23 protein-coding genes are annotated in these 21339 nt (G+C 61.6%); 9 read left to right on the top strand and 14 right to left on the bottom strand.

The features are described 5' to 3' along the window. Nucleotides 1-32 precede the first annotated feature (32 nt). The 4 genes from Q5Y75_RS06035 (at nt 33) to glmM (ending at nt 4165) form a co-directional block, all read left to right on the top strand. Nucleotides 33-668 (top strand): cell wall hydrolase, encoded by a 636-nt coding sequence (locus Q5Y75_RS06035; protein ID WP_306195297.1) that lies wholly within the window; start codon nt 33-35, stop codon nt 666-668. A gap of 180 nt (nt 669-848) precedes the next feature. After that, nucleotides 849-1769, top strand: a complete 921-nt coding sequence (locus Q5Y75_RS06030) for a dihydroneopterin aldolase (RefSeq protein ID WP_306195295.1) — start codon at nt 849-851, stop codon at nt 1767-1769. After that, nucleotides 1766-2764 (top strand): dihydropteroate synthase, encoded by a 999-nt coding sequence (gene folP, locus Q5Y75_RS06025; RefSeq protein WP_306195293.1) that lies wholly within the window; start codon nt 1766-1768, stop codon nt 2762-2764. Before Q5Y75_RS06030 ends, folP begins: the two co-directional genes overlap by 4 nt. Before the next feature lie 39 nt (nt 2765-2803). Next, nucleotides 2804-4165, top strand: a complete 1362-nt coding sequence (gene glmM / locus Q5Y75_RS06020) for a phosphoglucosamine mutase (protein WP_306195291.1) — start codon at nt 2804-2806, stop codon at nt 4163-4165. On the opposite strand, the gene Q5Y75_RS06015 is transcribed toward glmM, so the two are convergent. Then, on the bottom strand, nt 4162-5079 hold the full coding sequence (locus Q5Y75_RS06015) for a DMT family transporter (protein WP_306195289.1): 918 nt from the start codon (nt 5077-5079) through the stop codon (nt 4162-4164). The two genes, glmM and Q5Y75_RS06015, sit on opposite strands and share 4 nt — an antisense overlap. A 149-nt stretch (nt 5080-5228) precedes the next feature. After that, nucleotides 5229-6251 carry a ketol-acid reductoisomerase gene (ilvC, locus tag Q5Y75_RS06010; protein ID WP_306195287.1) on the bottom strand — a complete coding sequence of 341 codons (1023 nt, stop codon included), beginning with the start codon at nt 6249-6251 and terminating at the stop codon, nt 5229-5231. Nucleotides 6252-6383: 132 nt separating this feature from the next. On the opposite strand from ilvC, the gene Q5Y75_RS06005 reads away from it, so the two are divergent. Then, nucleotides 6384-6839: an Lrp/AsnC family transcriptional regulator gene (locus Q5Y75_RS06005; protein WP_306195286.1), complete on the top strand. Its 456-nt coding sequence runs from the start codon at nt 6384-6386 to the stop codon at nt 6837-6839. After that, on the top strand, nt 6836-7348 hold the full coding sequence (locus tag Q5Y75_RS06000) for an Lrp/AsnC family transcriptional regulator (RefSeq protein ID WP_306195284.1): 513 nt from the start codon (nt 6836-6838) through the stop codon (nt 7346-7348). Before Q5Y75_RS06005 ends, Q5Y75_RS06000 begins: the two co-directional genes overlap by 4 nt. Here Q5Y75_RS06000 and hutC read toward each other — a convergent pair. Continuing rightward, a complete protein-coding gene (hutC, locus tag Q5Y75_RS05995; RefSeq protein WP_510769688.1) occupies nt 7293-7952 on the bottom strand; it encodes a histidine utilization transcriptional repressor HutC in 660 nt (219 codons plus the stop codon). The genes Q5Y75_RS06000 and hutC overlap by 56 nt on opposite strands. Nucleotides 7953-8257: 305 nt before the next feature. Here hutC and Q5Y75_RS05990 point away from each other — a divergent pair, with 305 nt between their 5' ends. Next, nucleotides 8258-9385, top strand: a complete 1128-nt coding sequence (locus Q5Y75_RS05990) for an aminotransferase class V-fold PLP-dependent enzyme (protein WP_306195280.1) — start codon at nt 8258-8260, stop codon at nt 9383-9385. Here Q5Y75_RS05990 and Q5Y75_RS05985 read toward each other — a convergent pair. From Q5Y75_RS05985 to Q5Y75_RS05975, 3 genes are all read right to left on the bottom strand, one after another. After that, entirely contained in the window at nt 9382-10578 is a 1197-nt protein-coding gene (locus Q5Y75_RS05985; protein ID WP_306195278.1) for a UbiH/UbiF family hydroxylase, read from the bottom strand. The two genes, Q5Y75_RS05990 and Q5Y75_RS05985, sit on opposite strands and share 4 nt — an antisense overlap. A gap of 73 nt (nt 10579-10651) precedes the next feature. Beyond that, nucleotides 10652-10900: a hypothetical protein gene (locus tag Q5Y75_RS05980; RefSeq protein WP_306195277.1), complete on the bottom strand. Its 249-nt coding sequence runs from the start codon at nt 10898-10900 to the stop codon at nt 10652-10654. Nucleotides 10901-10989: 89 nt separating this feature from the next. Then, a complete protein-coding gene (locus Q5Y75_RS05975) occupies nt 10990-11634 on the bottom strand; it encodes a pyrimidine 5'-nucleotidase (protein WP_306195275.1) in 645 nt (214 codons plus the stop codon). Between the two features lie 99 nt (nt 11635-11733). On the opposite strand from Q5Y75_RS05975, the gene Q5Y75_RS05970 reads away from it, so the two are divergent. Then, nucleotides 11734-12384, top strand: coding sequence for a GntR family transcriptional regulator (locus tag Q5Y75_RS05970; protein WP_306195273.1), 651 nt, complete (start codon nt 11734-11736; stop codon nt 12382-12384). Here Q5Y75_RS05970 and Q5Y75_RS05965 read toward each other — a convergent pair. Together Q5Y75_RS05965 and carA are read right to left on the bottom strand one after the other, a co-directional pair. Continuing rightward, the gene (locus tag Q5Y75_RS05965; RefSeq protein ID WP_306195271.1) at nt 12381-14246 is read right to left on the bottom strand and encodes a glycosyltransferase; all 1866 of its coding nucleotides are present in this window, start codon (nt 14244-14246) and stop codon (nt 12381-12383) included. The two genes, Q5Y75_RS05970 and Q5Y75_RS05965, sit on opposite strands and share 4 nt — an antisense overlap. Nucleotides 14247-14322: 76 nt before the next feature. Then, nucleotides 14323-15489: a glutamine-hydrolyzing carbamoyl-phosphate synthase small subunit gene (carA, locus tag Q5Y75_RS05960; RefSeq protein WP_306195269.1), complete on the bottom strand. Its 1167-nt coding sequence runs from the start codon at nt 15487-15489 to the stop codon at nt 14323-14325. 182 nt (nt 15490-15671) lie between these two features. Here carA and Q5Y75_RS05955 point away from each other — a divergent pair, with 182 nt between their 5' ends. After that, nucleotides 15672-16157 (top strand): GatB/YqeY domain-containing protein, encoded by a 486-nt coding sequence (locus tag Q5Y75_RS05955; protein WP_306195706.1) that lies wholly within the window; start codon nt 15672-15674, stop codon nt 16155-16157. A 6-nt stretch (nt 16158-16163) separates the two neighbouring features. Here the strand turns inward: Q5Y75_RS05955 and Q5Y75_RS05950 are convergent, their stop codons facing one another. The 6 genes from Q5Y75_RS05950 to Q5Y75_RS05925 all read right to left on the bottom strand — a co-directional run bounded on the left by Q5Y75_RS05950 (nt 16164) and on the right by Q5Y75_RS05925 (nt 21066). After that, nucleotides 16164-16646: a DUF2244 domain-containing protein gene (locus tag Q5Y75_RS05950; protein WP_306195267.1), complete on the bottom strand. Its 483-nt coding sequence runs from the start codon at nt 16644-16646 to the stop codon at nt 16164-16166. Between the two features lie 136 nt (nt 16647-16782). Beyond that, nucleotides 16783-17127 (bottom strand): NHLP leader peptide family RiPP precursor, encoded by a 345-nt coding sequence (locus Q5Y75_RS05945; protein WP_306195265.1) that lies wholly within the window; start codon nt 17125-17127, stop codon nt 16783-16785. Between the two features lie 185 nt (nt 17128-17312). Further along, complete coding sequence (locus tag Q5Y75_RS05940; RefSeq protein ID WP_306195264.1) at nt 17313-17912, bottom strand: 2-hydroxychromene-2-carboxylate isomerase; 600 nt, start codon at nt 17910-17912, stop codon at nt 17313-17315. Nucleotides 17913-18010: 98 nt separating this feature from the next. Then, nucleotides 18011-18484, bottom strand: a complete 474-nt coding sequence (locus Q5Y75_RS05935) for a GNAT family N-acetyltransferase (protein ID WP_306195262.1) — start codon at nt 18482-18484, stop codon at nt 18011-18013. 136 nt (nt 18485-18620) lie between these two features. Continuing rightward, nucleotides 18621-20294: a cytochrome c oxidase subunit I gene (ctaD, locus tag Q5Y75_RS05930; protein ID WP_306195260.1), complete on the bottom strand. Its 1674-nt coding sequence runs from the start codon at nt 20292-20294 to the stop codon at nt 18621-18623. Between the two features lie 181 nt (nt 20295-20475). Next, nucleotides 20476-21066 carry a cytochrome P460 family protein gene (locus Q5Y75_RS05925; RefSeq protein ID WP_306195258.1) on the bottom strand — a complete coding sequence of 197 codons (591 nt, stop codon included), beginning with the start codon at nt 21064-21066 and terminating at the stop codon, nt 20476-20478. Nucleotides 21067-21339: the final 273 nt, after the last annotated feature.

Here is a 21339-nt window from a genome sequence, read left to right as displayed (position 1 = left end):
AGCGCGCGAACAAACCTGGTGGGGTTTTAGAAATGAACCGATTAATTAAGACGGCCGCTTTAGCGGTGGCTGTGCTGCTGCCTACTGTTTCTGCGTCCGATACGGGGCTGTCCTCGTTGATTGAACATGAACAAGCGTCCCTCGGCGCGATGCCCGGAGCCGAATTTCGCAAGTACCTGAACTATGTGCAGCCCAAGGCGCGCCCGGTCGAGGTGACCTATTCCCGCGCGTGGGTGGACCAGCGTCCCGAGCCTCAGGGTGACGAACATTGGCAGTGCCTGGCCGAGGCGCTCTATTTCGAAGCGCGCGGCGAGACCGTGAAAGGCCAGTTCGCCGTGGCCGAGGTCATCCTGAACCGAGTCAAAAGCAGTCGCTTTCCCGATACGCTCTGTGGTGTGATCAATCAGGGCACGGGCCGCAAATACCAGTGCCAGTTCACCTATACATGTGACGGGCATAAAGAAGTCATCGCGGAAAAGCAGGCTTACCAGCGTGTCGGCAAGATTGCGCGCGCCGCGATTGATGGCGTGTCAGGCGATCTGACCGATGGCGCGACGCACTACCACACCACCTCTGTCAGCCCGAAGTGGGCGCGCGTCTATAAGCGGACCGCAAAAATCGGTGTGCATCTGTTCTATCGCCACAACTATCGCACCGCAAGCAACTAAAATGTCTTGAAATCAGCAGGCTGTCACGGCTTGCTGATGTGGATTATGAATGCGGGCAGCGCTGACCCGCAAGCGACGGGTCGCAAATTCCATTGCCGGGCGGATTTCCTTTGGCGTCATGCGGCACGGGCTGCTATAGCCCGGCGCACTGGCGATTGCCGTTAGCCGAAGGGCCTGCATATGAGTTCTGAAATTCGTCTTGCCTTTGCGCATCCTTCGGAGCGGTCCGAAGCCACGGCAGCGCGTGGCCCGCTCGATCGGATTTCCCTGCGCGACCATATTGTCGAGGTCGAGATCGGGGCGTTTCAGGCCGAACGTGGCAGCACGCAGCGTATCTGCTTCAACGTCGTGGTCGAGGTGACGCCTCTAACCGGGCCGATCGACGATGATGTTGACCGCATCCTGTCTTATGATCGTGTCACCGAAGCCATCGCGCATGAACTGGCCGAAGAACGGCTGAACCTGCTGGAAACACTGGCCGAACGGGTTGCCGAACGTATCCTGCTGGAACCACAGGCTGTGCGCGCTTTCGTTCGGATCGAAAAGCTCGACCGTGGCTCTGGTGCGCTTGGGGTCGAGATCGTGCGCGCCCGCGATACCGTGCAACACGAACCGCTGGAAGAGGACCGCCCGCATCCGCGTCTGGTCTATCTTTCAAATGCGGCCATTGCCTCGCCGCATCTGCCGGGCTGGATCGATCAACTGGAGGCGCGCACGCGCCCGCTGATCCTGTGCGTCGGGGCGTCCGATCTGGCGGCGCCTCAGACGGGCCATGCCATGACCCAGCGGCGGATCGATCTGCTGGCCATCGAACAGAACGCCTGGGTGCTGGCGGCGCGCGATCCGCGCTGTGTCGTGGTCTCGACCCGGACCGAGCTGGATTGGGCGATGAAGAATGGTCAGATTTGTGTCTGGGCGCCCTCCAAAGTGGTTCTGGATGCGGTGGATGGCCCCTCGGCGCATCCCTCGGACGCGGTTGCGCTGGCCGCCTGGTTTGCCGCCACTTTCGAGGCGGGTGAGATGCTGGTGATCGGGGCCGACCTGCCGACTGAAGCCGGTGTGCTGCTGCGTCACCAATCGGTGGAACGGGCAGAACTGTGACCGACTATCACCGGCCGATTGTCCAGCACGGGCAGGCCCGCCCGGCGGAGGCGCTGCCGCTGGCTGGCGGCCCGCTCTGGTTTACCCATGTCGAGATCCTGTCGCGCGATACTGCCCCTCGCGTCTCGCATGTCGGAGAACTGCCTGATGTGACTCGGGCGCGACTGAGTGATGCGCGCGCGCCCATTGCCGGGCTGAAGATGGATGAGCCCCATATCATGGGCATCCTCAACGCCACTCCGGACAGCTTTTCCGATGGCGGTCGTCACGCCACCGTCGAAGCGGCCCGCGCGGCCGCCCGCCAGATGGTGGCCCATGGCGCGCGCATTCTGGACGTGGGAGGCGAATCCACGCGTCCCGGCGCAGATTTTGTACCGGCAGAGGTCGAGATCGAGCGGACCGCGCCGATCATCTCTGCCATCGCCTCGGAAAGTGACACGCTGATTTCCATCGATACTCGTAAGGCGCAGGTTGCGGCTGCGGCGCTGGATGCGGGGGCGGGTATGGTGAATGACGTGTCGGGCTTCACCTTCGATGCCGATCTCGCGCCGTTGAGCGCGGCGCGCGGCGTTCCGGTCTGCGTGATGCATGCGCAGGGTGATCCCGAAACCATGCAGGACGATCCGCATTACGAGAATGTCCTGCTGGATGTGTTCGACTTTCTGAAAGACCGGATCGACCATCTGGAGACCACAGGCATACCGCGTGCACAGATCGTTGCGGACACGGGCATCGGTTTCGGCAAGACGCTGGAGCATAATCTGGCGCTGCTGCGCAATATTGGCCTGTTTCAAGATCTGGGCGTGCCGATCCTGCTGGGCGCATCGCGCAAACGGTTCATCGGTACCATCGCGCAGGAGCCGCGCGCCGATGCGCGCGCGCCGGGCTCTATCGCGGTTGCGCTGGCGGCGCTGGCGCAGGGGGTGCAGATCATTCGCGTGCATGACGTGGCCGAGACTGCTCAGGCCTTGCGCCTCTGGTCTGCGGTCCGCTAATTTGCGGCAGAGAACCAATAACAATCGGCGAGGGGCAGGATGCGGAAGCTGTTTGGAACAGATGGGGTGCGGGGTACGGCCAACACCCACCCGATGACCGCCGATCTGGCGCTGCGCCTCGGGGCCGCTGTAGGTCGCTACTTTCGGCGCGATGCAAAGGGCGTGCACCGTGTGGTGATCGGCAAGGATACGCGGCTGTCGGGCTATATGTTCGAGAATGCGCTGACCGCCGGGCTGACCTCAACCGGCATGAACGTGCTGCTGCTGGGGCCGGTGCCCACGCCTGCTGTGGGTCTGATGACCCGCTCGATGCGCGCCGATCTGGGCGTGATGATTTCGGCCAGTCACAACCCGGCCGAAGACAATGGCATCAAATTCTTCGGCCCGGACGGGTTCAAACTCTCCGATCAGGCCGAGGAAGAGATCGAGGCGCTGCTTGAGGCCGGTGTGCAACCGGCACAGGCGCATAATATCGGACGCGCGCGCCGCGTCGATGACGCAAGGTTCCGCTATGGCGAGCGGGTGAAATCCTCGCTGCCCCGCGCGCTGCGTCTGGACGGGCTCAAGGTGGTGATCGACTGCGCCAATGGGGCCGCGCACCGGGCCGCACCTGAAATCCTGTGGGAACTGGGGGCCGAGGTAATCCCGGTCGGCGTGTCGCCGGATGGTCTGAACATCAATCACGGTTGCGGTTCGACCCATCCCGAGGCAGCCGCCGAAACCGTTGTGGCCCATGGCGCGGATGTGGGGATCACGCTGGATGGCGACGCGGATCGGGTGATTCTGGTGGATGAGGCTGGGACTGTGGCTGACGGCGATCAGTTGATGGCGCTGTTGGCCGAACGCTGGAGCGCCGACGGAATGCTGTCGGGCGGCGCTCTGGTGGCGACGGTGATGTCCAATCTGGGGCTGGAACGGCATCTGGCGGGGCTGGGCATCGGGCTGGAACGCACAGCGGTTGGCGACCGCTACGTGGTGGAACGCATGCGCGAAGGGGGCTTCAACCTGGGTGGCGAGCAATCCGGCCATATCGTGATGAGCGATTTTGCCACCACCGGCGACGGGCTGATGGCGGGGCTGCATTTCCTGGCTGAGATGGTGCGCAGCGGCAAAAAGGCATCCGAACTCGCGCGCCGGTTCGAGCCGGTGCCGCAATTGCTGCGCAATGTGCGCTTTGCCGAGGGCCAGACACCGCTGGAATTGGCGGCCGTCAAAACCGCGATCAGCGACGCTGAGGCGGCGCTGAACGGTCAGGGCCGCCTGCTAATCCGCAAGTCGGGCACCGAGCCGCTGATCCGGGTGATGGCCGAATGCGAGGATGAGGCGCTGCTGGAGGCGAGCGTCGGGGCGGTTGTGGATGCGGTTGAACTGGCGGTCGGGTCCGCCGCTCCGGTGGCTTAACGCCCAGCGAAGAACAGCCGTTTCAGCGCGCCATACTGGCTGAGCCCCATACCGCCAAGGATCAGGATCATTGCCAACAGCAGACTGTGGGGCAGGGGTTCGTGCAGAAAGACGGCCCCCAGGATCACCGACCAGAGCGGTACCTGATAGTTCGTCAGCCCCATGAAGACAGGCCCCGCGCTGCGGATCACCAGCACGCGCAACAGGTTTGCGCCTGCCGTCGGCACAAGGCCCAGCAGGGCCAGATAGAACAGGGTTTCGGAGGAAGGCAGCGGCGGTGGGCCTTCGACCAGCAAGGCTGCGGGCAAGACGATGCAGGTCCCGATGCTCAGTTGCAATGTAGCCAGCGCGTAAGGATCGATCGCGGGAAGTTTGCGCATCATCACCGAACTGGTTGCATAACAGCAAGCAGCCGACAGGCAGGCGAGGCGGCCCCAGCCCTCCAGCCGAGCACCGGTGGTGTCAAACGCCTGCCCGCCGATCAGAACCACCACTCCGGCAAAGCCGATCAGAAAACCCAAAACCCGGCGCGGCGTCATGCGTTCTCCGGGAACGAAGACATGTGCCAGCGGCAGCACCATCAGCACCACCGCTGCCATCGACACGCCTGCGAACCCGCTGGTCACATATTGCTGCCCCCAACTGAGCAGCATGAAGGGCAGCGCGGTGCTCAGCAGACCGGTCACCGCAAGCGCCGCCCAGGCGGTGCCTTCGCCCAACCAGATCCGCCCGCCCATCAGACGCCAGATCACCAGTGTCAGAAGCGCTGCAAAGCCGATCCGTGCTGTGGCCAGCCAGAACGGGGTGATCCCGCGCAGGGCCAGTTCGATCACCATGAAGGTCGCGCCCCAGACCAACCCCAGCGTGGCGACCATCAGCCAGCTTTTTGCGGTGATTTCGGGCGATTGGGTCATCTGTGCTCCTGTGGGGTTTGGCGGATGCTGAACTGCTATGGGATGGTGGTCAATTGTCTATAGTTCGTTCTATGTCGAAGCATGCGATACGAACAGAACGGGCGGACCAATAGGCCCGCCCGTCTGAAAATCAGCATATGGGGCTGAGATCAGTTCTTTTCCTGATCCACCAGTTTGCCTGCGGAAATCCACGGCATCATGCCGCGCAGCTTTTCGCCGACAACTTCGATCTGGTGCTCGTCATTCAGACGGCGGGTGCCTTTGAAGAAGGGCTGACCCACGGCGTTTTCCTGCATGAAGTCGCGCACGAATTTGCCGGTCTGGATGTCACGCAGAATGCCTTTCATAGCTGCCTTGGTCTCATCATAAGGCAGAACCCGCGGACCCGAGACATATTCGCCATACTCGGCGGTGTTGCTGATCGAGTAGTTCATGTTGGCGATGCCGCCTTCATAGATCAGGTCGACGATCAGCTTGGTTTCATGCAGGCACTCGAAATAGGCCATTTCCGGCGCGTAACCGGCCTCGACTAGAGTTTCAAAGCCCATGCGGATCAGCTCGACAATACCGCCGCACAGAACCGCCTGCTCGCCGAACAGGTCGGTTTCGCATTCTTCGCGGAAGTTGGTCTCGATGATGCCCGAGCGACCGCCACCGATGGCCGAGCAGTAGGACAGGCCGATTTCCAGCGCTTTGCCGGTTGCGTCGCTGTCCACGGCCACCAGACAGGGCACGCCGCCGCCTTTGACATATTCCCCACGCACTGTGTGGCCGGGGCCTTTGGGGGCCATCATGATGACATCGATGCCGTCTTTCGGCTCGATCAGGCCGAAATGCACGTTCAGGCCGTGGGCGAATGCGATGGCGGCGCCGGGCTTGATGTTGTCATGCACGTATTTCTTGTAGGTCTCAGCCTGCAATTCGTCGGGCATGGTGAACATGATCACGTCGCACCAGGCGGCAGCCTCGGCGATGCCCATGACCTGCAGACCTTCGGCTTCGGCCTTCTTGGCCGAGGCGGACCCTTCGCGCAGGGCGACAACAAGGTTCTTGGCGCCGCTGTCGCGCAGGTTCAACGCATGGGCATGGCCCTGGCTGCCATAGCCCAGAATGGCCACGTTCAGGTCCTTGATCAGGTTAATGTCGCAATCACGATCGTAGTAGACGCGCATCTCGGCGTTCCTCCATGAGTTTGTCTGGGGGCGTTCTAAGCCACATTGCCGTGCAGTGTGAGAGCGTTTGGTTGCAATTTCTTGCATCGTGAGAGATTTTCATTCGAAAACGTAAGTGATAATGAAAATTTCATGCTTGATGATATCGACAGACGCATCCTTCGCCATCTGCAGGCCGATCCCAGCCTGTCGACCTCTGAACTGGCAGAGCGATGCCGGATTACCTCGGGCGTCTGCTGGCGACGGATCGAGAAGATGGAGGCAAGCGGCATCATTCAGGGGCAGGAGGCGGTCATCGATTGGGCGGCGCTGGGATATGCGGTCGAGGTGTCGCTGCGGGTGACGCTGGACAAGACACAGGCGCGGGCCTTTGATGAATTCACCGCACAGGCGCGCAAAGTGCCCGAAGTGATCGAGATCCAGACCTTTCTGGGCCGGGTCGATGTGCGGCTCTCTGTCATCGCGCGGGATATGTCGCATTACCAGCAGATCTATCGCGACCGTATTCTGACCCTGCCGCATATCGCCGATATCGAGGCGCTGATGCATATCGCGCGGGTGAAGCGGGACGAGGCGCTGCCGGTATGATCGAGTTGGACGATATCGATCGCAAGTTGCTGCAGGCGCTGGCGCAGGATGCCACCCAAAGCGCTGGCGCGTTGGGGCGGCGCTTTGGGCTGTCGCAGCCGGCTTCATGGCGTCGCATCAAGCGGTTGCAGGACAGCGGCGCAATCAAGGGCCGCCGGTTGCGGCTCAATGCCGAAGCGCTGGGGTTTGGCGTGACGGTTTTTCTGGGGGTCAAGCTGGCGCGCAAGGGTCAGGTCAGCCTGGAGGATTTCGAGCGCGCGGTCTCTGCAATCCCCGAAGTGCAGACCGTGGAACATGTTCTGGGGCTTTATGATTATCGCCTGCGGGTCGTAGCGCGCGATCTGGCCGATTTCGAACGGGTGCTGCGCCGCCGGATCATGACGCTGCCCGGGGCAGGCGATGTCGAGGCAAATGTTCTGCTGAGCGAAGAACGACTGCCCGGCCCGATCGGCGTCAGTAGCGCGCCCGGACCTGAAACCCCGGATGGTGGGTCATCCGCACAAAGGTGACGGGAATGCCCTGTTTCCAGGTGGTGCGTTCGATCTGCATGACCGAGGTGCCCGCCGAGGTCGCCAGAAACTCGGCCAACCGCGCATCCGCTGGGACCGAGGACAGGATCATCTCGGCATCGGTGAAGGGCACATTGGCCAGCAGCCATTCATTCGGACCGGCCTGCGACAGATCGGCCTGTTCGATCTCGGGCACCACGTCCAGATTGACCCAGCGTTCCTCGAACTGGAAGGGGTGGTTATTGGCATAATGCATGCAGAGCACGTGCAGGACACGGCGGTCAGGCAGCAGGCCCAGCCGCGAGCTAAGCCAGGCTGGTGCGGGATCGATCGAGCGGTTGACCAGCGTATAGCGATAGTCCGCGTTCTGCTCTTCGACCATTTTGCGCACCAGCGCGATCTCGAACTTCGCCAGCTTGACGGGTGCGGTTGTCACCCGCGTCCCACTTTTGCGGCGGCGTTCGACAAAGCCGCCATCGGCGAGTTCTCGTAAGGCCCGGTTCACCGTGGCGCGGGCGCAGCCGAATTCTTCTGCCAATTCCGACTCGGTGGGAAGCAATGTGCCCTGCGGCCAAATACCCTTTTCGATCCTGCTCTGTACCAACTGGCGAACCGCTTGAAAGCTGGTTCTCTTACGTTCCTGCAACTGGCTACGACCTTATCTTTCTTTGCGTGTGCTAATCTGTTCGCAAACATCTTATGGTGTAAAGTGAAATTGACACTAATTGGCGTCATGCCGTTGGGGAAGCCCCTTTTTATCGGTTGATTTTGACGTTTTTGTCAGATTTTTTCCGCTGCCAAGATGATAGGGGAAAGTGGGATTGGCCGGTTGCTTATCATGTTTCCCGGTTTCCCTAACGTCAATCAGCCGATAACTACAAGGCTGACAAAATCAGAAGGATAGCTGCCGTGCCTGCATTGCTTGATAGCGTCGACCCGAACGGGCTGGAGGAATTCTCCGTTGTTTTCACGGACCGCTCGCTTAACCATATGTCTGCCGATTTTCAGCAGGTGATGCGCGACATCTCGGATCTGCTGAAATCGGTTTATAATGCTGATGGCGTGGCGGTGATCCCTGGCGGCGGCACTTATGGCATGGAGGCCGTTGCGCGGCAGTTTGCGCGCGGCGCCAATGTGCTGGTGGTGCGCAATGGCTGGTTCTCGTATCGCTGGAGCCAGATCATCGAGACCGGCGGGCTGACGGCGAGCGCCACGGTGATGAAGGCACGCCAGACCGGCAATACCAGCCCGTCGCCCTTTGCGCCCGCACCGATCGAAGAGGTTGTTGCTACGATCCGTGAGCAGAAGCCTGATGTGGTGTTTGCCCCGCATGTGGAAACCTCGGCTGGGGTAATCCTGCCGGATGACTACGTCTCCGCGCTGGCGGCAGCCGCCCATGAGGTGGGCGCGCTGATGGTGCTGGATTGCATCGCCTCGGGCTGCATCTGGATCGACATGAAAGCCACCGGTGTCGACGTGCTGATCTCGGCCCCGCAAAAGGGCTGGAGCGCCTCGCCCTGCGCCGGGCTGGTGATGCTGTCGGAGCGGGCCGAACAGCATTTGCAGGAGACCACGTCGGACAGTTTCGCGGTGGATCTGAAGAAATGGCGCGAGATCATGGCGGCCTATGAGAATGGCGGACATGCCTATCACGCCACCATGCCGACCGACGCGCTGAAGGCGTTCCGCGATACGATGGTTGAAACCCGAGACTATGGCTTTGAGAAACTGCGCGAGGCGCAATGGGCGCTGGGCAATGGCGTGCGGGCGATGCTCAAGGACAAGGGCGTGACCTCGGTGGCCGGTGACGGGTTCGGCGCGCCGGGGGTGGTGGTCAGCTATACCGGTGATCCCGATATCAAGAGCGGCAAGAAATTCGCCTCCGAAGGCATGCAGATCGCCGCGGGCGTGCCGCTGCAATGTGACGAGCCCGAAGGGTTCAGCACATTCCGGCTGGGCCTGTTCGGGCTCGACAAGCTCTATGATGTGGACGGCACCATCGCGCGGCTGAAACGGGTGCTGGACAAGGTGCTTTAGCGCACACCCAGCCCCATCTGCATCAGCGTGCGGCGCATGGCGGGGAGGGCGTAAAGCGCGTCCAGCCCCATCGCGCGGGCATCGCGCAGCGGCTGCGCCTCGACCATTGAGGCGCGGTTCAGCAGGTCGATGCCCGTAACCCGCAATTCCACATCGCGGATACGGGCCTTGTGATAGGCCTCAAGCATGGCGGCATTGCCAAGATCGCCGCGATGCGTCTCGGCCAGATCCAGCAGGCTGCGCAGATCGGTGAGCGACATGTTGAGCCCCTGCGCGCCGATGGGCGGCACCACATGGGCCGCCTCGGCCATCAGAGCGATCCGTTCCCCCGACAGGTGAGTCGCCGACTGGCTGATGATCGGCCAGATGGTGCGGCGCGAGGCCAGTTTTAGGTCCCCGAGCAAGCCGCAGGATCGCTCGGTCATCGCCGCCTCGAATTTCTCATCGGGCAGGGCAAGCAGGTCTTGCGCGATCGGTCCCCGCTCCATCCAGACAATCGCGGAGGAGGGCGATCCCTGCCAATCCGGCAGCGGCACCATGGTGAACGGCCCGCCGGAGCGGTGGATCTCAGTCGAGACGTTGTCATGCGGCTTTGGATGGGTGACGGCAAAGGCCAGCGCCTTCTGCCCGTAGCGGGTGGTTTTCACGTCGATTCCTGCCGCCTCGCGCATGGGCGAGTTGCGCCCGTCTGCTGCGATCACCAGCTTGCAGCGGACACGGCTGCCATCGCTCAGGCCCACCCGCGCCTCGCTGGTGCGGGTGAACAGCGTGCTGGTGCCGGTGCCGGGGCGGAAATCGACAGTCGGCAACTCATCCAGCCGCAGGGTCATCTCGCGGCGCAGCAGCCAGTTCGGCAGGTTCCAGCCAAAGGGCTGCTCAGAGATATCGGCGGCGTTGAAATCACGGATGATGCGGGGTTCAGATACCTCGCCGCCCGCATCGACGATCCGCATGATCTGAAGTGCCGCGGCATGATCCGACAGCCGCGCCCAGAGGCCGCATTGCTCCAGCAGCGCCTGTGCCGGTTGCAGGAACGCGGTGGTACGCAGATCTGAACCTGCCGCGTCGCGCTCTGTCACCGGGGGCGTGGGGTCGACGCAGATCACCTCGAATCCGGCAGTCCCAAAGGCCGCCGCCGCCGTCAGCCCGGCAATGCCACCGCCCGAAATCAGGATGTCACAGGTCTGGGTCATGTCGCTGCCCTCCATTCGCGCGGACTGTAATCCGAGCGATGGGAAGAGGCCAAGCGACATCCTGTCTCGCGGGTCAGCCCAGCGTGATCAGGATCAGGATGAACCAGATGACGGGGACCATGGCCAGCGCCGGCAGGTAGAGACCGGGCAAACCAAACAGCAGGATCGCGCAGCCCCAGGCGCTGACACCCGCAATGATCGCGTACCAAATGTTCTCGGGATCGCCATAGGCGACCTCTTTGGCCATCCATCCCAGAACCGGGATGGCAAAGAACAGGCGCTGCCAGAAGGGCAGCCTGGCGGGAATGGCGACGTTGCTCATTAGGAACCTTTTGGATGTATCTTTGTCTGGCGTGACATAGCGTTTTGCCAAGCCGCCGCCCCTGCGCAGAGTGTCGCAGCGGGCCCGCTTCAGACCAGTTGGGCCAGAAATGCCGTCAGGTTATCCGTATGATGATGGATATGGTTAGCATCTAGCGGTTCGGGTGCCACATGCACCGTGCGCATCCCCATATCGAAGGGCGCGGCCAGATTGCGCGGATCATCCTCGAACATAGCGGCCCGGTCGGGCGTTACCCCGTCCTGCGTGAACACCGCTTCGAACGCGGCGCGCTCGGGTTTGGGGCGATACTCCGCATGCTCGACCCCATAGATGGCGTCAAACAGCCCACTCAGCCCGCGCGCGGCCAGCACACGTTCGGCATAAGGGGCCGAGCCATTGGTATAGACGATGCGCCGCCCGGGCAGCGCCGCGATATGCGCGGCAAGCTCGGCATCTGGCTCCATATGGCCCGTGTCGATCTGATGGACAGCGTGCAGGTAGGGATCAGGGTCCAGATCATGCTCGCGCATCAGCCCTGCCAGCGTGGTGCCATAAGTGTGCCAGTAGTGGCTGCGCAACCGGTCGGCTTCGGCCTGAGAGACGGACAGCGCCTCCATCACATATTGCGTCATCAGCACTTCGATCTGATCGAAGAGCTTCATGTGCGGCGGATAGAGGGTATTGTCCAGATCGAACACCCAATGCGCCACATGTGAGAAGTTTTGCCTGACCATGGGCCGGGTCTAGGCCAGTGCGCGCAGGTTTTCAACGCTTTGGCTTGATTGGCGGGGGCAGGGGGCGCTAGACAGGTCCGAACAAGGAAAGCCGCTTGCATGAACCGCACCCAGTCCAATCAGAAAGACGCCTATCATCTCGTTCTCGAAGCAATCGATGTCGGGGTGTTCAAACCCGGTGACCGGCTGGTGGAAAGCGATCTGGCGGAACGCTTCGGTGTCTCACGCACACCGATCCGCGAGGCGCTGCAACGGCTTGAGACCCAGTCGCTGCTTGAACGCGATGGCCGGTCGCTGATCGTTGCTTCGCTGGATCACAACCAGATGGCAGAGCTCTATGTGGTGCGCAGCGAGTTGGAGGGGCTGGCCGCCAGCCTTGCCGCGCGTCATGCCACCGAAGAGGAAATCAAGGTGCTGCGTGAAATGGTCGAGGCGGACGATGCGCTGGTCGATGATCCGCCCGCGCTCAGCCGCGCCAACCGGCGGTTTCACGAGCAGATCCATCTGGCTTCGCATAACCGCTATCTGGTGCAGCAACTGGATCTGGTGCATCGCACCATGGCGCTGATGGCAACCACCTCGCTGGCCGCGCAGGGCCGGGGCGAGATTGCGCAGGCCGAACACAAAGCCATCGTCGATGCCATCGCTGCGCGCAACGAAGAGGCGGCGGGCCGGGCGCTCAAGGATCATATCTCGGTCGCCTTCGTGACCCGGCTGAAACAGGACGCGGATGAGCGCGAGCGCGTCTAGATCGTGCCATCTCCGGTCGCTTGGCCGTGCTGGGTCTTGTCCCAGAAATAGGGTTTGACCGCCAATTCGTAGAGCGCCTTGTAGGCCGCGATCACCCCCGCCGGGTAATAGAGTGGCATGGTCAGAACCCAGGGCAGCAGAAAGCGGCGGTTGGGTGTCCAGATGGCTTTGGCAGCGATCAGTGCCCCGATCCCCTCGACCGCCAGCAGCAGCGCTGCGGCAGTGGTCAATATCCTCGTGTCGATCAGCCCAGCCCAGGGACCCGGTGCGCCCAGCACGCCCAGCCAGAGCGACCAGAGCACCGGGGCCAGCAAGAACTGCCCCAGAGTGCCCAGAAAAAAGGCCTGCACCCCCAGGAACCGCCAACTGCCCAGATCGCGCCAAAGCTGGCGAGGCGCGCGCATATGCACCAGATAGGTGACCATGAACCCTTTGAGCCAGCGCGAGCGCTGCTTGACCCAGGGCCAGAGCCGGTGGTTTGCCTCTTCATGGGTGACGGTGTGGATAAAGGCGGTGCGATATCCGGCCCGGCACAGCCGCACGCCCAGATCGGCGTCTTCGGTGACGTTGTGGGCGTCCCACCCGCCGAGCTCTTCCAGAACTGCTTTGCGCATGAACAGCGTTGTGCCGCCCAGCGGCACCACCAAGCCCAGCCGGGCGATGCCGGGCATCACGGCGCGGAACCAGCTACTGTACTCGATCGTAAAGCAGCGTGCGCGCCAATTTGTGCGCGGGTTGTAGTAGTCCAGAATACCCTGCAGGCAGGCAACATCCGGCCCCGCCTGGTCAAACTGCTGCACCACCTTTTCGATCTGATCGGGTTCGGGCGCATCCTCGGCATCCCAAACGCCGACAATCTCGCCGACGCAGAAATCCAGCGCATAGTTCAGCGCGCGGGGTTTGGTGGTCAGGCCGTCGCTTTCGGGCACTTCCAGCACCCGCATCCAATGGGGCAGGGTCAGGCCGCGCAGGGTTTCGCTTGTCACCTCATCCTTGGCCTCAAGCACCAGGATCACATCCAGCAGGGCCTTGGGATAGGTCAGACGGCCCAGCCGCTTTATCAGCGCAGTCGCGATCTCTCGCTCTTTGTAAAGCGGCACGATGACCGAGGCCTTTGGCAGTTTGGTCTGGATGGGGGGCTCATCAACCGCCATGGGCGGGGCCAGGACATGCGCCAGAAACCCGACACCGCGCAACGAAAAGAACAACAGTAACGTCAGGCAGGAAAGGGTGAAAGCGGTGATGGCCAGCGCCGCAGGGGCAAGAACGCCAAGCGCTGCAATAGCGGTCAGCGCGCCGCCACCCCAAAGTGCATAGGATCGGGCATAGCTGCGGCAGCTGAAGGCGGGCGCAACCCGCGTTTCGGCCCGCTGCGCCAGAGTGGCGGCAAAGTGGTCGGCAAACACTGCGTCGATCTCTGCCCTGCGGCTGAGGACAGGCAGCGGGATCAGGCCGGATTCGGAAAAGGCCGCCTCGACCTCGGCAAAGCGATCGGGACGCGCGGTTGAGACTTGCAGAAAGGCCCCGGCTTGTTTGTAGGGCACGCACCCCACGCGCTGCCAGAAGGCGCGCGGCTGCAGGTCCCAAAGCGCCGGTTCGGGCCGGTTCCGGGCCAGTTCGACTTGTTCAAGGTTGCTCTGCTCGACCAGGGCGGCCTGTACCTGATCTTCACTGGCCCAGCCTTCGGCGACGATGATCTCGCCAATCGGGGCGTTCAGGCGCAATTGAAGTTCAAGCGCGGCGTGCAACTGCGCATGAGTGATCGCACCATTCCTGACCAGAATGCGCCCCAGAGGCACATGTGGCGCAGCAACCGGAACCGCTGCGCTCCGCCGCTGGGAAATCAGTTGCAAATCGCTCATCGCGCGCCTCGGTAAACCCCCGGATGGCAGGGTCTCTTACCAAGGTTAACGCCGGGTTAACTACGTCCCGTGAGTGTCAGCTTGCCGCTTTCCGGTCCGCCATAGCGCTGGCGAAACGTTCGAAGAGGTAGAAGCTGTCCTGCGGTCCGGGCGAGGCTTCGGGGTGGTGTTGCACCGAATAGACCGGTCTGCCGGCCATGCGAATACCGCAATTGGAACCGTCAAAGAGCGAGCGATGGGTTTCCACCACGCCGTCGGGCAGGGTCTGCGCATCCACCGCGAAGCCGTGGTTCATCGAGGTGATCTCGACCTTGCCGGTCTCCATGTCCTTCACCGGATGGTTGGCACCGTGATGGCCGTGATTCATCTTGACCGTCTCGCCACCAAGCGCCAGCGCCAGCATCTGGTGCCCGAGGCAGATGCCGAAGACCGGCAGATCGGTGCTGTCGAGGATCTCGCGGATCATTGGTACCGCGTATTCGCCTGTGGCCGCCGGATCGCCGGGGCCGTTGGACAGGAACACGCCGTCGGGTTTGTGGGCCAGAACCTCGTCCGAGGTGGCCGTGGCGGGCAGGACCGTGACATCGCAGCCCGCCGAGGCAAGGCAGCGCAGGATGTTGCGTTTTGCGCCATAATCGATGGCGACCACCTTGTGCTGCGGGGCCTCCTGCCGTGTATAGCCCTCGGGCCAGGCCCACCGCATTTCGTCCCAGCGATAGGATTGCGCGCAGGTGACCTCCTTGGCCAGATCCATGCCTTCGAGCCCGGCAAAGGCGCGGGCGGCGGCAACAAGCGCGGCGATGTCGAAATTGCCCTCGGGGTCATGTGCCAGCGCCACATGCGGCGCGCCCTGCTGACGGATCGCACGAGTCAGCCGCCTTGTGTCGACACCACCGATGGCGATGCGTCCGCGCCGGGCCAGCCAGTCCTTCAGCTCTTCTGCCGCGCGCCAGTTCGACGATGTGGTCGGGTCCCATTTCACCACCATGCCCTCGGCCACCGGATCACCGGTTTCGTCATCCTCGGGGTTCACGCCCACATTGCCGATATGGGGAAAAGTGAAGGTCACGATCTGGCCCGCATAAGACGGGTCGGTCATGATTTCCTGATAGCCGGTCATCGCGGTGTTGAAGCACAGCTCGGCCACCGTTTGACCGGTTGCACCGAAGCCCATGCCATAAAACAGCGTCCCATCCGCCAATGCCAGACATGCGGTGGGCTTTGACGGGGCGGGGTGTGCCATGGCGCGACTCTCCTGTTGGGTAAACCGGCTTGTTCCTAAGGGGGTTCATCGCCCCGGTCAAGAGTGCCGGTTTTTTGGCCTATCAAGAGATTTCAATGGGTTAGATGCTGCTGCTTGTGGTTGTGTCAGAGTTTTTCTTTGGGTATGGTCGGGTCTGGCTTTCCATGGGGATGGATACACAGATGGATCTGCGCTCTCGGGTCAATGCGGCCCTGAAACAAGCGATGAAAGACAAGGACAGCGAACGTGTTTCGACACTTCGGCTGGTCAACGCGGCGATCAAGGACAAGGATATCGCTGCGCGCGGTGCAGGCGCGGAAGAGGCGACCGGCTGCGATGAGGCGGATGTGCTTGCGATCCTTGGCAAAATGACAAAGCAACGCCAGGAAAGCGCGCGCGCCTATGAAGAGGGCGGGCGGCTGGATCTGGCCGAGCGGGAAACCCGAGAGGTCGAGATCATCGCCGAATTCCTGCCCAAGCAGTTGGACGAGGATGAGGTCGCTAATGCCATCCAGACGGCTATCACCTCCACCGGCGCGGGCTCGATCCGCGACATGGGCAAGGTGATGGGCGAGTTGAAGTCGCGCTATACCGGGCGGATGGATTTCGGCAAGGTCGGACCGATGGTCAAGGATCACCTCTGCGCATCGTCAAACGGGCAGTGCTGATCTGGCTCAAGCGGGTCTGAGCCGGGTCAGCAGATCGTCATACAGCGCCTTGCGTTCGTCCTCGGACAGGAAGGCGCCGATTTCGACCTCGCGCCCGCCGCCTTTCAGCGTCACGTAGTTCGGCACCGGTCCGTCATCGGGGTGTAACTCGGGTTGGGCCCAGTAACGGATGCACTGCCATTCCTGCATCGCCCCGCCGGGGTCGTGCCGGACCAGATGCGCGTTTGCGTCTGACAGGGTCAGCACTTCCAGAATGCGGCGGCTGCGGTAGTTGATCTGCAGCGCCCACCAGATTCCGGCCACTGCCAGCAGAACAAAGGGCAGGATACCCCAAAGCAGGATCGACCCCAGCAGCATGATCAGCGGTATGGTGGCCAGCGCAAAGATCCCAAGAACCGTTGCCGCAAAGCCCTTGGGCGGCAGCGAGTTATGCGGCCAGAGGCGCAGCTCGGCATTGGTGTCAGACGATATGGTCCAGCGGTAGGGCATGGGTGTGACCTAGCATGGCTGTGGCGTTGGTCGAAGGGGAAATGCACACGCACGACGTGACCCCCGCTGCGGCCCCACGCCGAAACCAGCACCGTATATGCCGGTCAGACGCAGCCTGACAGTTGGTCACATCGGTTCAATTAGTGCCTGTGGCGGCGGTCAAGACAGTAGTGGCTGTGGCGACGGTCACGACAGTCACGGAAAGGGAGACACAGGCAAGTGTTGTACCACCTTGCGCATCAAGCAATTCGGCGTCAGATATCTCACCTTCTTTTGGTGCTGCCGGGATGTGCAGATATTTCACTTTCTCGGTGTCGCGGACGACCCGAATGTCCACATTTTCTGGCGGGGTTTGCCCAAGTTCTGCCAAAGCGGATTTAGGATTATCTTCCAGTGCCTGCGCGAACGCATCGTCATTCCAGACCTTTTCAAAGAATGCCGTTTTTTGGGCCTCGGCTGCGCTTTGCTTCGATGGTGTCATCATCATCTCCTGTTTCAGAGGGTCTCGCCGCCTGAGACAGCGCTCCCCTTTCCATGGCTCGTTGCCTGAATCAGGAGCTAGTTCCCGAGTGTGATGGCATGACTATGACTGCATTAACTTCGCTTCATCGTATCGGGGAGACCGTTCGCAAGCTGATTACGGCGATGCTTGAACGGGATATACGTTCAGGCCACGTGCCCCAGCCGTGACCAGGACAGAGCATCCTCCAGGCGGTCGTCGCCCCAGAACACCTCGCCGCGCACCACGAAGCTGGGTGCGCCGAATACGCCCGTGTCAGCGGCGGTCTCGGTTTCGGCTGCAAGTTCCGCGACGGTTTCGGGGTCCTGCGCGCGTGCCAATATCTGCATCGGGTCCTGATCCGCGCGGTGCAGCGCCTCGGTCAGGTTGGCCTCGGACCCGGCCTCGATCCCGTCTTCGAACCACAAGCGATAGCAATTGCGCACGAAGGGGATGCCCCAGTCTTCGCTCATGCCCCGCAGCGCCACCTGATTGGCCAGTGGCAGGTCGGAGATCGGGTAGGGCGCAGGCAGGGCGCAGCGCAGCTTGTACTTCGCCGCGCGCCGCTGGATGTCGCGCCACATATAGGCGGTTTTCTCGGGCTTGTTGGCGAAGGGGATGTTGTTCTGCTCGGTCATCACGCGGCGCACGTTGAAGGGCCGCCAGCGCAGGGTCACATCCCGTTCGCGCGCCCACTCGGGCAGGCGCATCACCGTGAGGAATGTGTAGGTGCTGCCGATAGAAAACCAGAAATCGATCTCGGGCATTGCTTTGCTCCGGCGACTATGGGGTCTTTTCCTAGGGTAAAGCAAAATCCGTAAGATTTCGATGGTTCTTTGTCGATCGGGGTTTGCGGGCCAAGGGGCTACGTTGTTTCAAGCCGGTACTTGAGGAAGGTCGCGCCGTCATATTCTGTTTCGCCAACGGGTTTTGCACCGAAACGCGCAAGCGCGCCGCGATTCTTGCGCGAGGGCGGCAGCAGAAAGGTCACATAGGGAATGCGCGGATCAGCGGTGGCAAACGCGATCGCCTTTTTCGAAATGCGCGTGCCCAGCCCGAAATGGTCAGGTTTCAGGACCAGGCCGAAATCCCAGTCCTCACCCTCTTTCTGAAACCCGCCCCAGCCGACATAAGAGCCATCGGACAGGATCGCCCAATGTCCAAGCCCGTCTTGCTGCCAGCGGGCCTCTTTCTGAGCGACAAAGGCGGCGGCTGTGGCGGCGTCCCATTCGAAGGTCAGCAGTGGCATATGCTCGGCCACGCGCGGGTCGGACATATGAGAGATGATTTCGGCCAGATCGATTGCCGGTAATCTGGTGAAGGTGATGTCAGAGCTCATCAGGCATCCGGAGTGTGGGGCAGGGTGACGCGCGCAGCGGAGGGATGTGCTTAGCTTAAGCAAGGACGTCAAATCTGCAATCGGCAAAGAAAAAGCCCCGCGCGATGGCGGGGCTTTTGTCAGCTATTGGCGGGGATCAGTGCGCGTGGCCCTTGTCCCACTCTTCCTGCTTGGGCAGGATTTCGAACGTATGCTCGGGCGGGGGCGACGGCAGGGTCCACTCCAGCGTATCCGCATATTCGTTCCAGTAGTTGTTCTCAGTCACCTTCGCGCCGCGGAACAGCGCGTAGAAGACGATGCCGAAGAACAGTAGGAACGAGGCGAAGGAGATGAACGCGCCCCAGCTTGAGATGTAGTTCCAGTAGGCGAAGGCCTCGGGGTAGTCGATATACCGGCGCGGCATGCCCTGACGGCCCAGGAAGTGCTGCGGGAAGAAGGTCAGGTTTGCACCGACGAAGAAGAGCCAGAAGTGAATCTTGCCCCAGAACTCGGAATACTGACGCCCGGTCATCTTGCCGAAGTAGAAATAGACACCGGCAAAGATCGCAAACACGGCACCCAAGCTCATCACATAGTGGAAATGCGCAACCACATAGTAGGTGTCATGATAGGCCCGGTCGACACCCGCCTGGGACAGAACAACGCCGGTCACACCGCCCACGGTGAAGAGGAACAGGAAGCCGAAGGCAAACAGCATCGGCGTCTTGAACTCGATCGAGCCGCCCCACATCGTCGCGATCCAGCTGAACACTTTCACGCCCGTGGGCACCGCGATCACCATCGTGGCCAGCATAAAATAGGCCTGCTGGTTCACGGTCATACCAACCGTGTACATATGGTGTGCCCAGACGACGAAGCCCAGAACACCGATCGCGATGAGCGCCCAGACCATCGGCAGGTAGCCAAAGATCGGCTTGCGCGAGAAAGTGGCGATCACATGGCTGATGATACCAAAGCCGGGCAGGATCACGATATACACTTCCGGGTGACCAAAGAACCACAGGATATGCTGATACAGGATCGGGTCGCCCCCGCCAGCGGGATCAAAGAAGGTAAAGCCAAAGTTGCGGTCCATCAGCAGCATGGTGATCGCGCCTGCCAGAACCGGCAGGGACAGCAGGATCAGCCAGCTTGTGATGAAGATCGACCAGGAGAACAGCGGCACCTTGAACAGGGTCATGCCCGGTGCCCGCATGTTCAGGAACGTGGTGATCATGTTGATCGCGCCCAGGATCGACGAGGCCCCCGAGACGTGGACCGCAAAGATCGCCAGATCCATCGACATCCCGCCTTCGGTGGTCGAGAGCGGCGGATAGAGAACCCATCCGACACCTGAGCCAAGCTGATCATTGCCGCCAGGAGACAGCATCGAGGCAACACCCAGCGAGGTCCCGGCCACATAGAGCCAGAAGCTGAGGTTGTTCATCCGCGGGAAGGCCATATCCGGCGCGCCGATCTGCAACGGCATGAAGTAGTTGCCGAAACCGCCGAACAGGGCGGGGATGACCACGAAGAACATCATCAGGACGCCGTGATAGGTGATCATCACGTTCCACAGATGGCCGTTCGGGGTACAGACCTCGGCACCGCTGCCGAACAGGCGGAACCCTTCCATGCACATGTGCTGAACGCCCGGCTCCATCAGTTCGAGCCGCATGAATACGGTCAGTGCGACCGAGATGAAACCAGCAAGTGCCGAGAATACCAGGTAGAGAATCCCGATATCCTTGTGGTTCGTGGACATGAACCAGCGGGTGAAAAACCCGCGTTGATCTTCATGTTCATGACCATGAATGGCTGCATCTGCCATTATAGGTGCCTCCTGTTGCGACTTTGACGCGCAGACGGTTGGCTCCGGACCGCGCGGATTCCAGCCGGTTTTAGTGGGTGGCGGCGTCCCCTTCAATGGCAGAGTTTGATCTCGATCAAGTAAAATAGCCGCACCCCCTTGCATTCCAGGGGTGTCTACGCCTGCTGGGCCGGGTGAGGCGTTATTCTGAGGCGATATAGTCTTCGGGCACGAAGAAGGTGTAGTCGCGATCCGCCACCGCCTCATGACAGCTATGGCAATAAGCGACCGCAGCGCGGCGGCTGCCCATCGTGTCACCAAAGAGCGAGCCGTCCGGCATCACCATGATATAGCGCCAGTCGGCGGTATCGGGGTTTTGGCCTGCGGGCAGCTTCTCCATCACAAACAGCGCGCCAGGGAACACCCCGCCATCGTCGGTCACCGTCACGCTGTCTTTTGCCAGCACGGTTCCGACGGGCAGTTTTTCACCGGGTTTCAGCGTCGCGTAATTCGTGGCCATCTTGTTGGCATAGCTGTTGACATAGCGCTGCCCATGGGTGGCCGAGACATAGGGGGCGTCGTTGAACTTCGGCCAGTCCTGAAACCGCGCGATCAGATCGAGCCGGGATGCGGCATAGCCCCGCGCCATGCGGCGGGACATTTCATCATAGATCTCTTGCGCCTCTTCCTTGGTCAGGTCGGCGGGGTTTTCGATCGCGATATGGGCGCTCTCGGCGCTTGTTTGCGCGTGGACGGCTGCTGCACCGCATCCTGTGGCCACAAAAATCGCCACGACCCATCTGCACATTCTGTTGCTGCACCTTACCATCATCTGGCCCCACCTCTCCGAAAGGCTGCCCGGATTTTGTCGGGCATTTTCAGAAGAATAGCAGCAGGTCTTTCGCTCGCCACAACCTGCAGGGGCAACTCACCCGGTTGTGCGCAAGAGTGATCCTGCACGCATTCGACCTGCGCAAAGACTAGGCGGGGGCGATGCATCGGGTAAAGTTAATTCCTGTGCTGTCCCGGATGCAGGCGCGCGCTGTACTTCGGATAGAGGCCCGTC

Source organism: Ruegeria discodermiae (assembly GCF_030758345.1).
Classification (GTDB): domain Bacteria; phylum Pseudomonadota; class Alphaproteobacteria; order Rhodobacterales; family Rhodobacteraceae; genus Ruegeria_C.
This window is presented reverse-complemented; position numbering and strand designations above follow the sequence as displayed.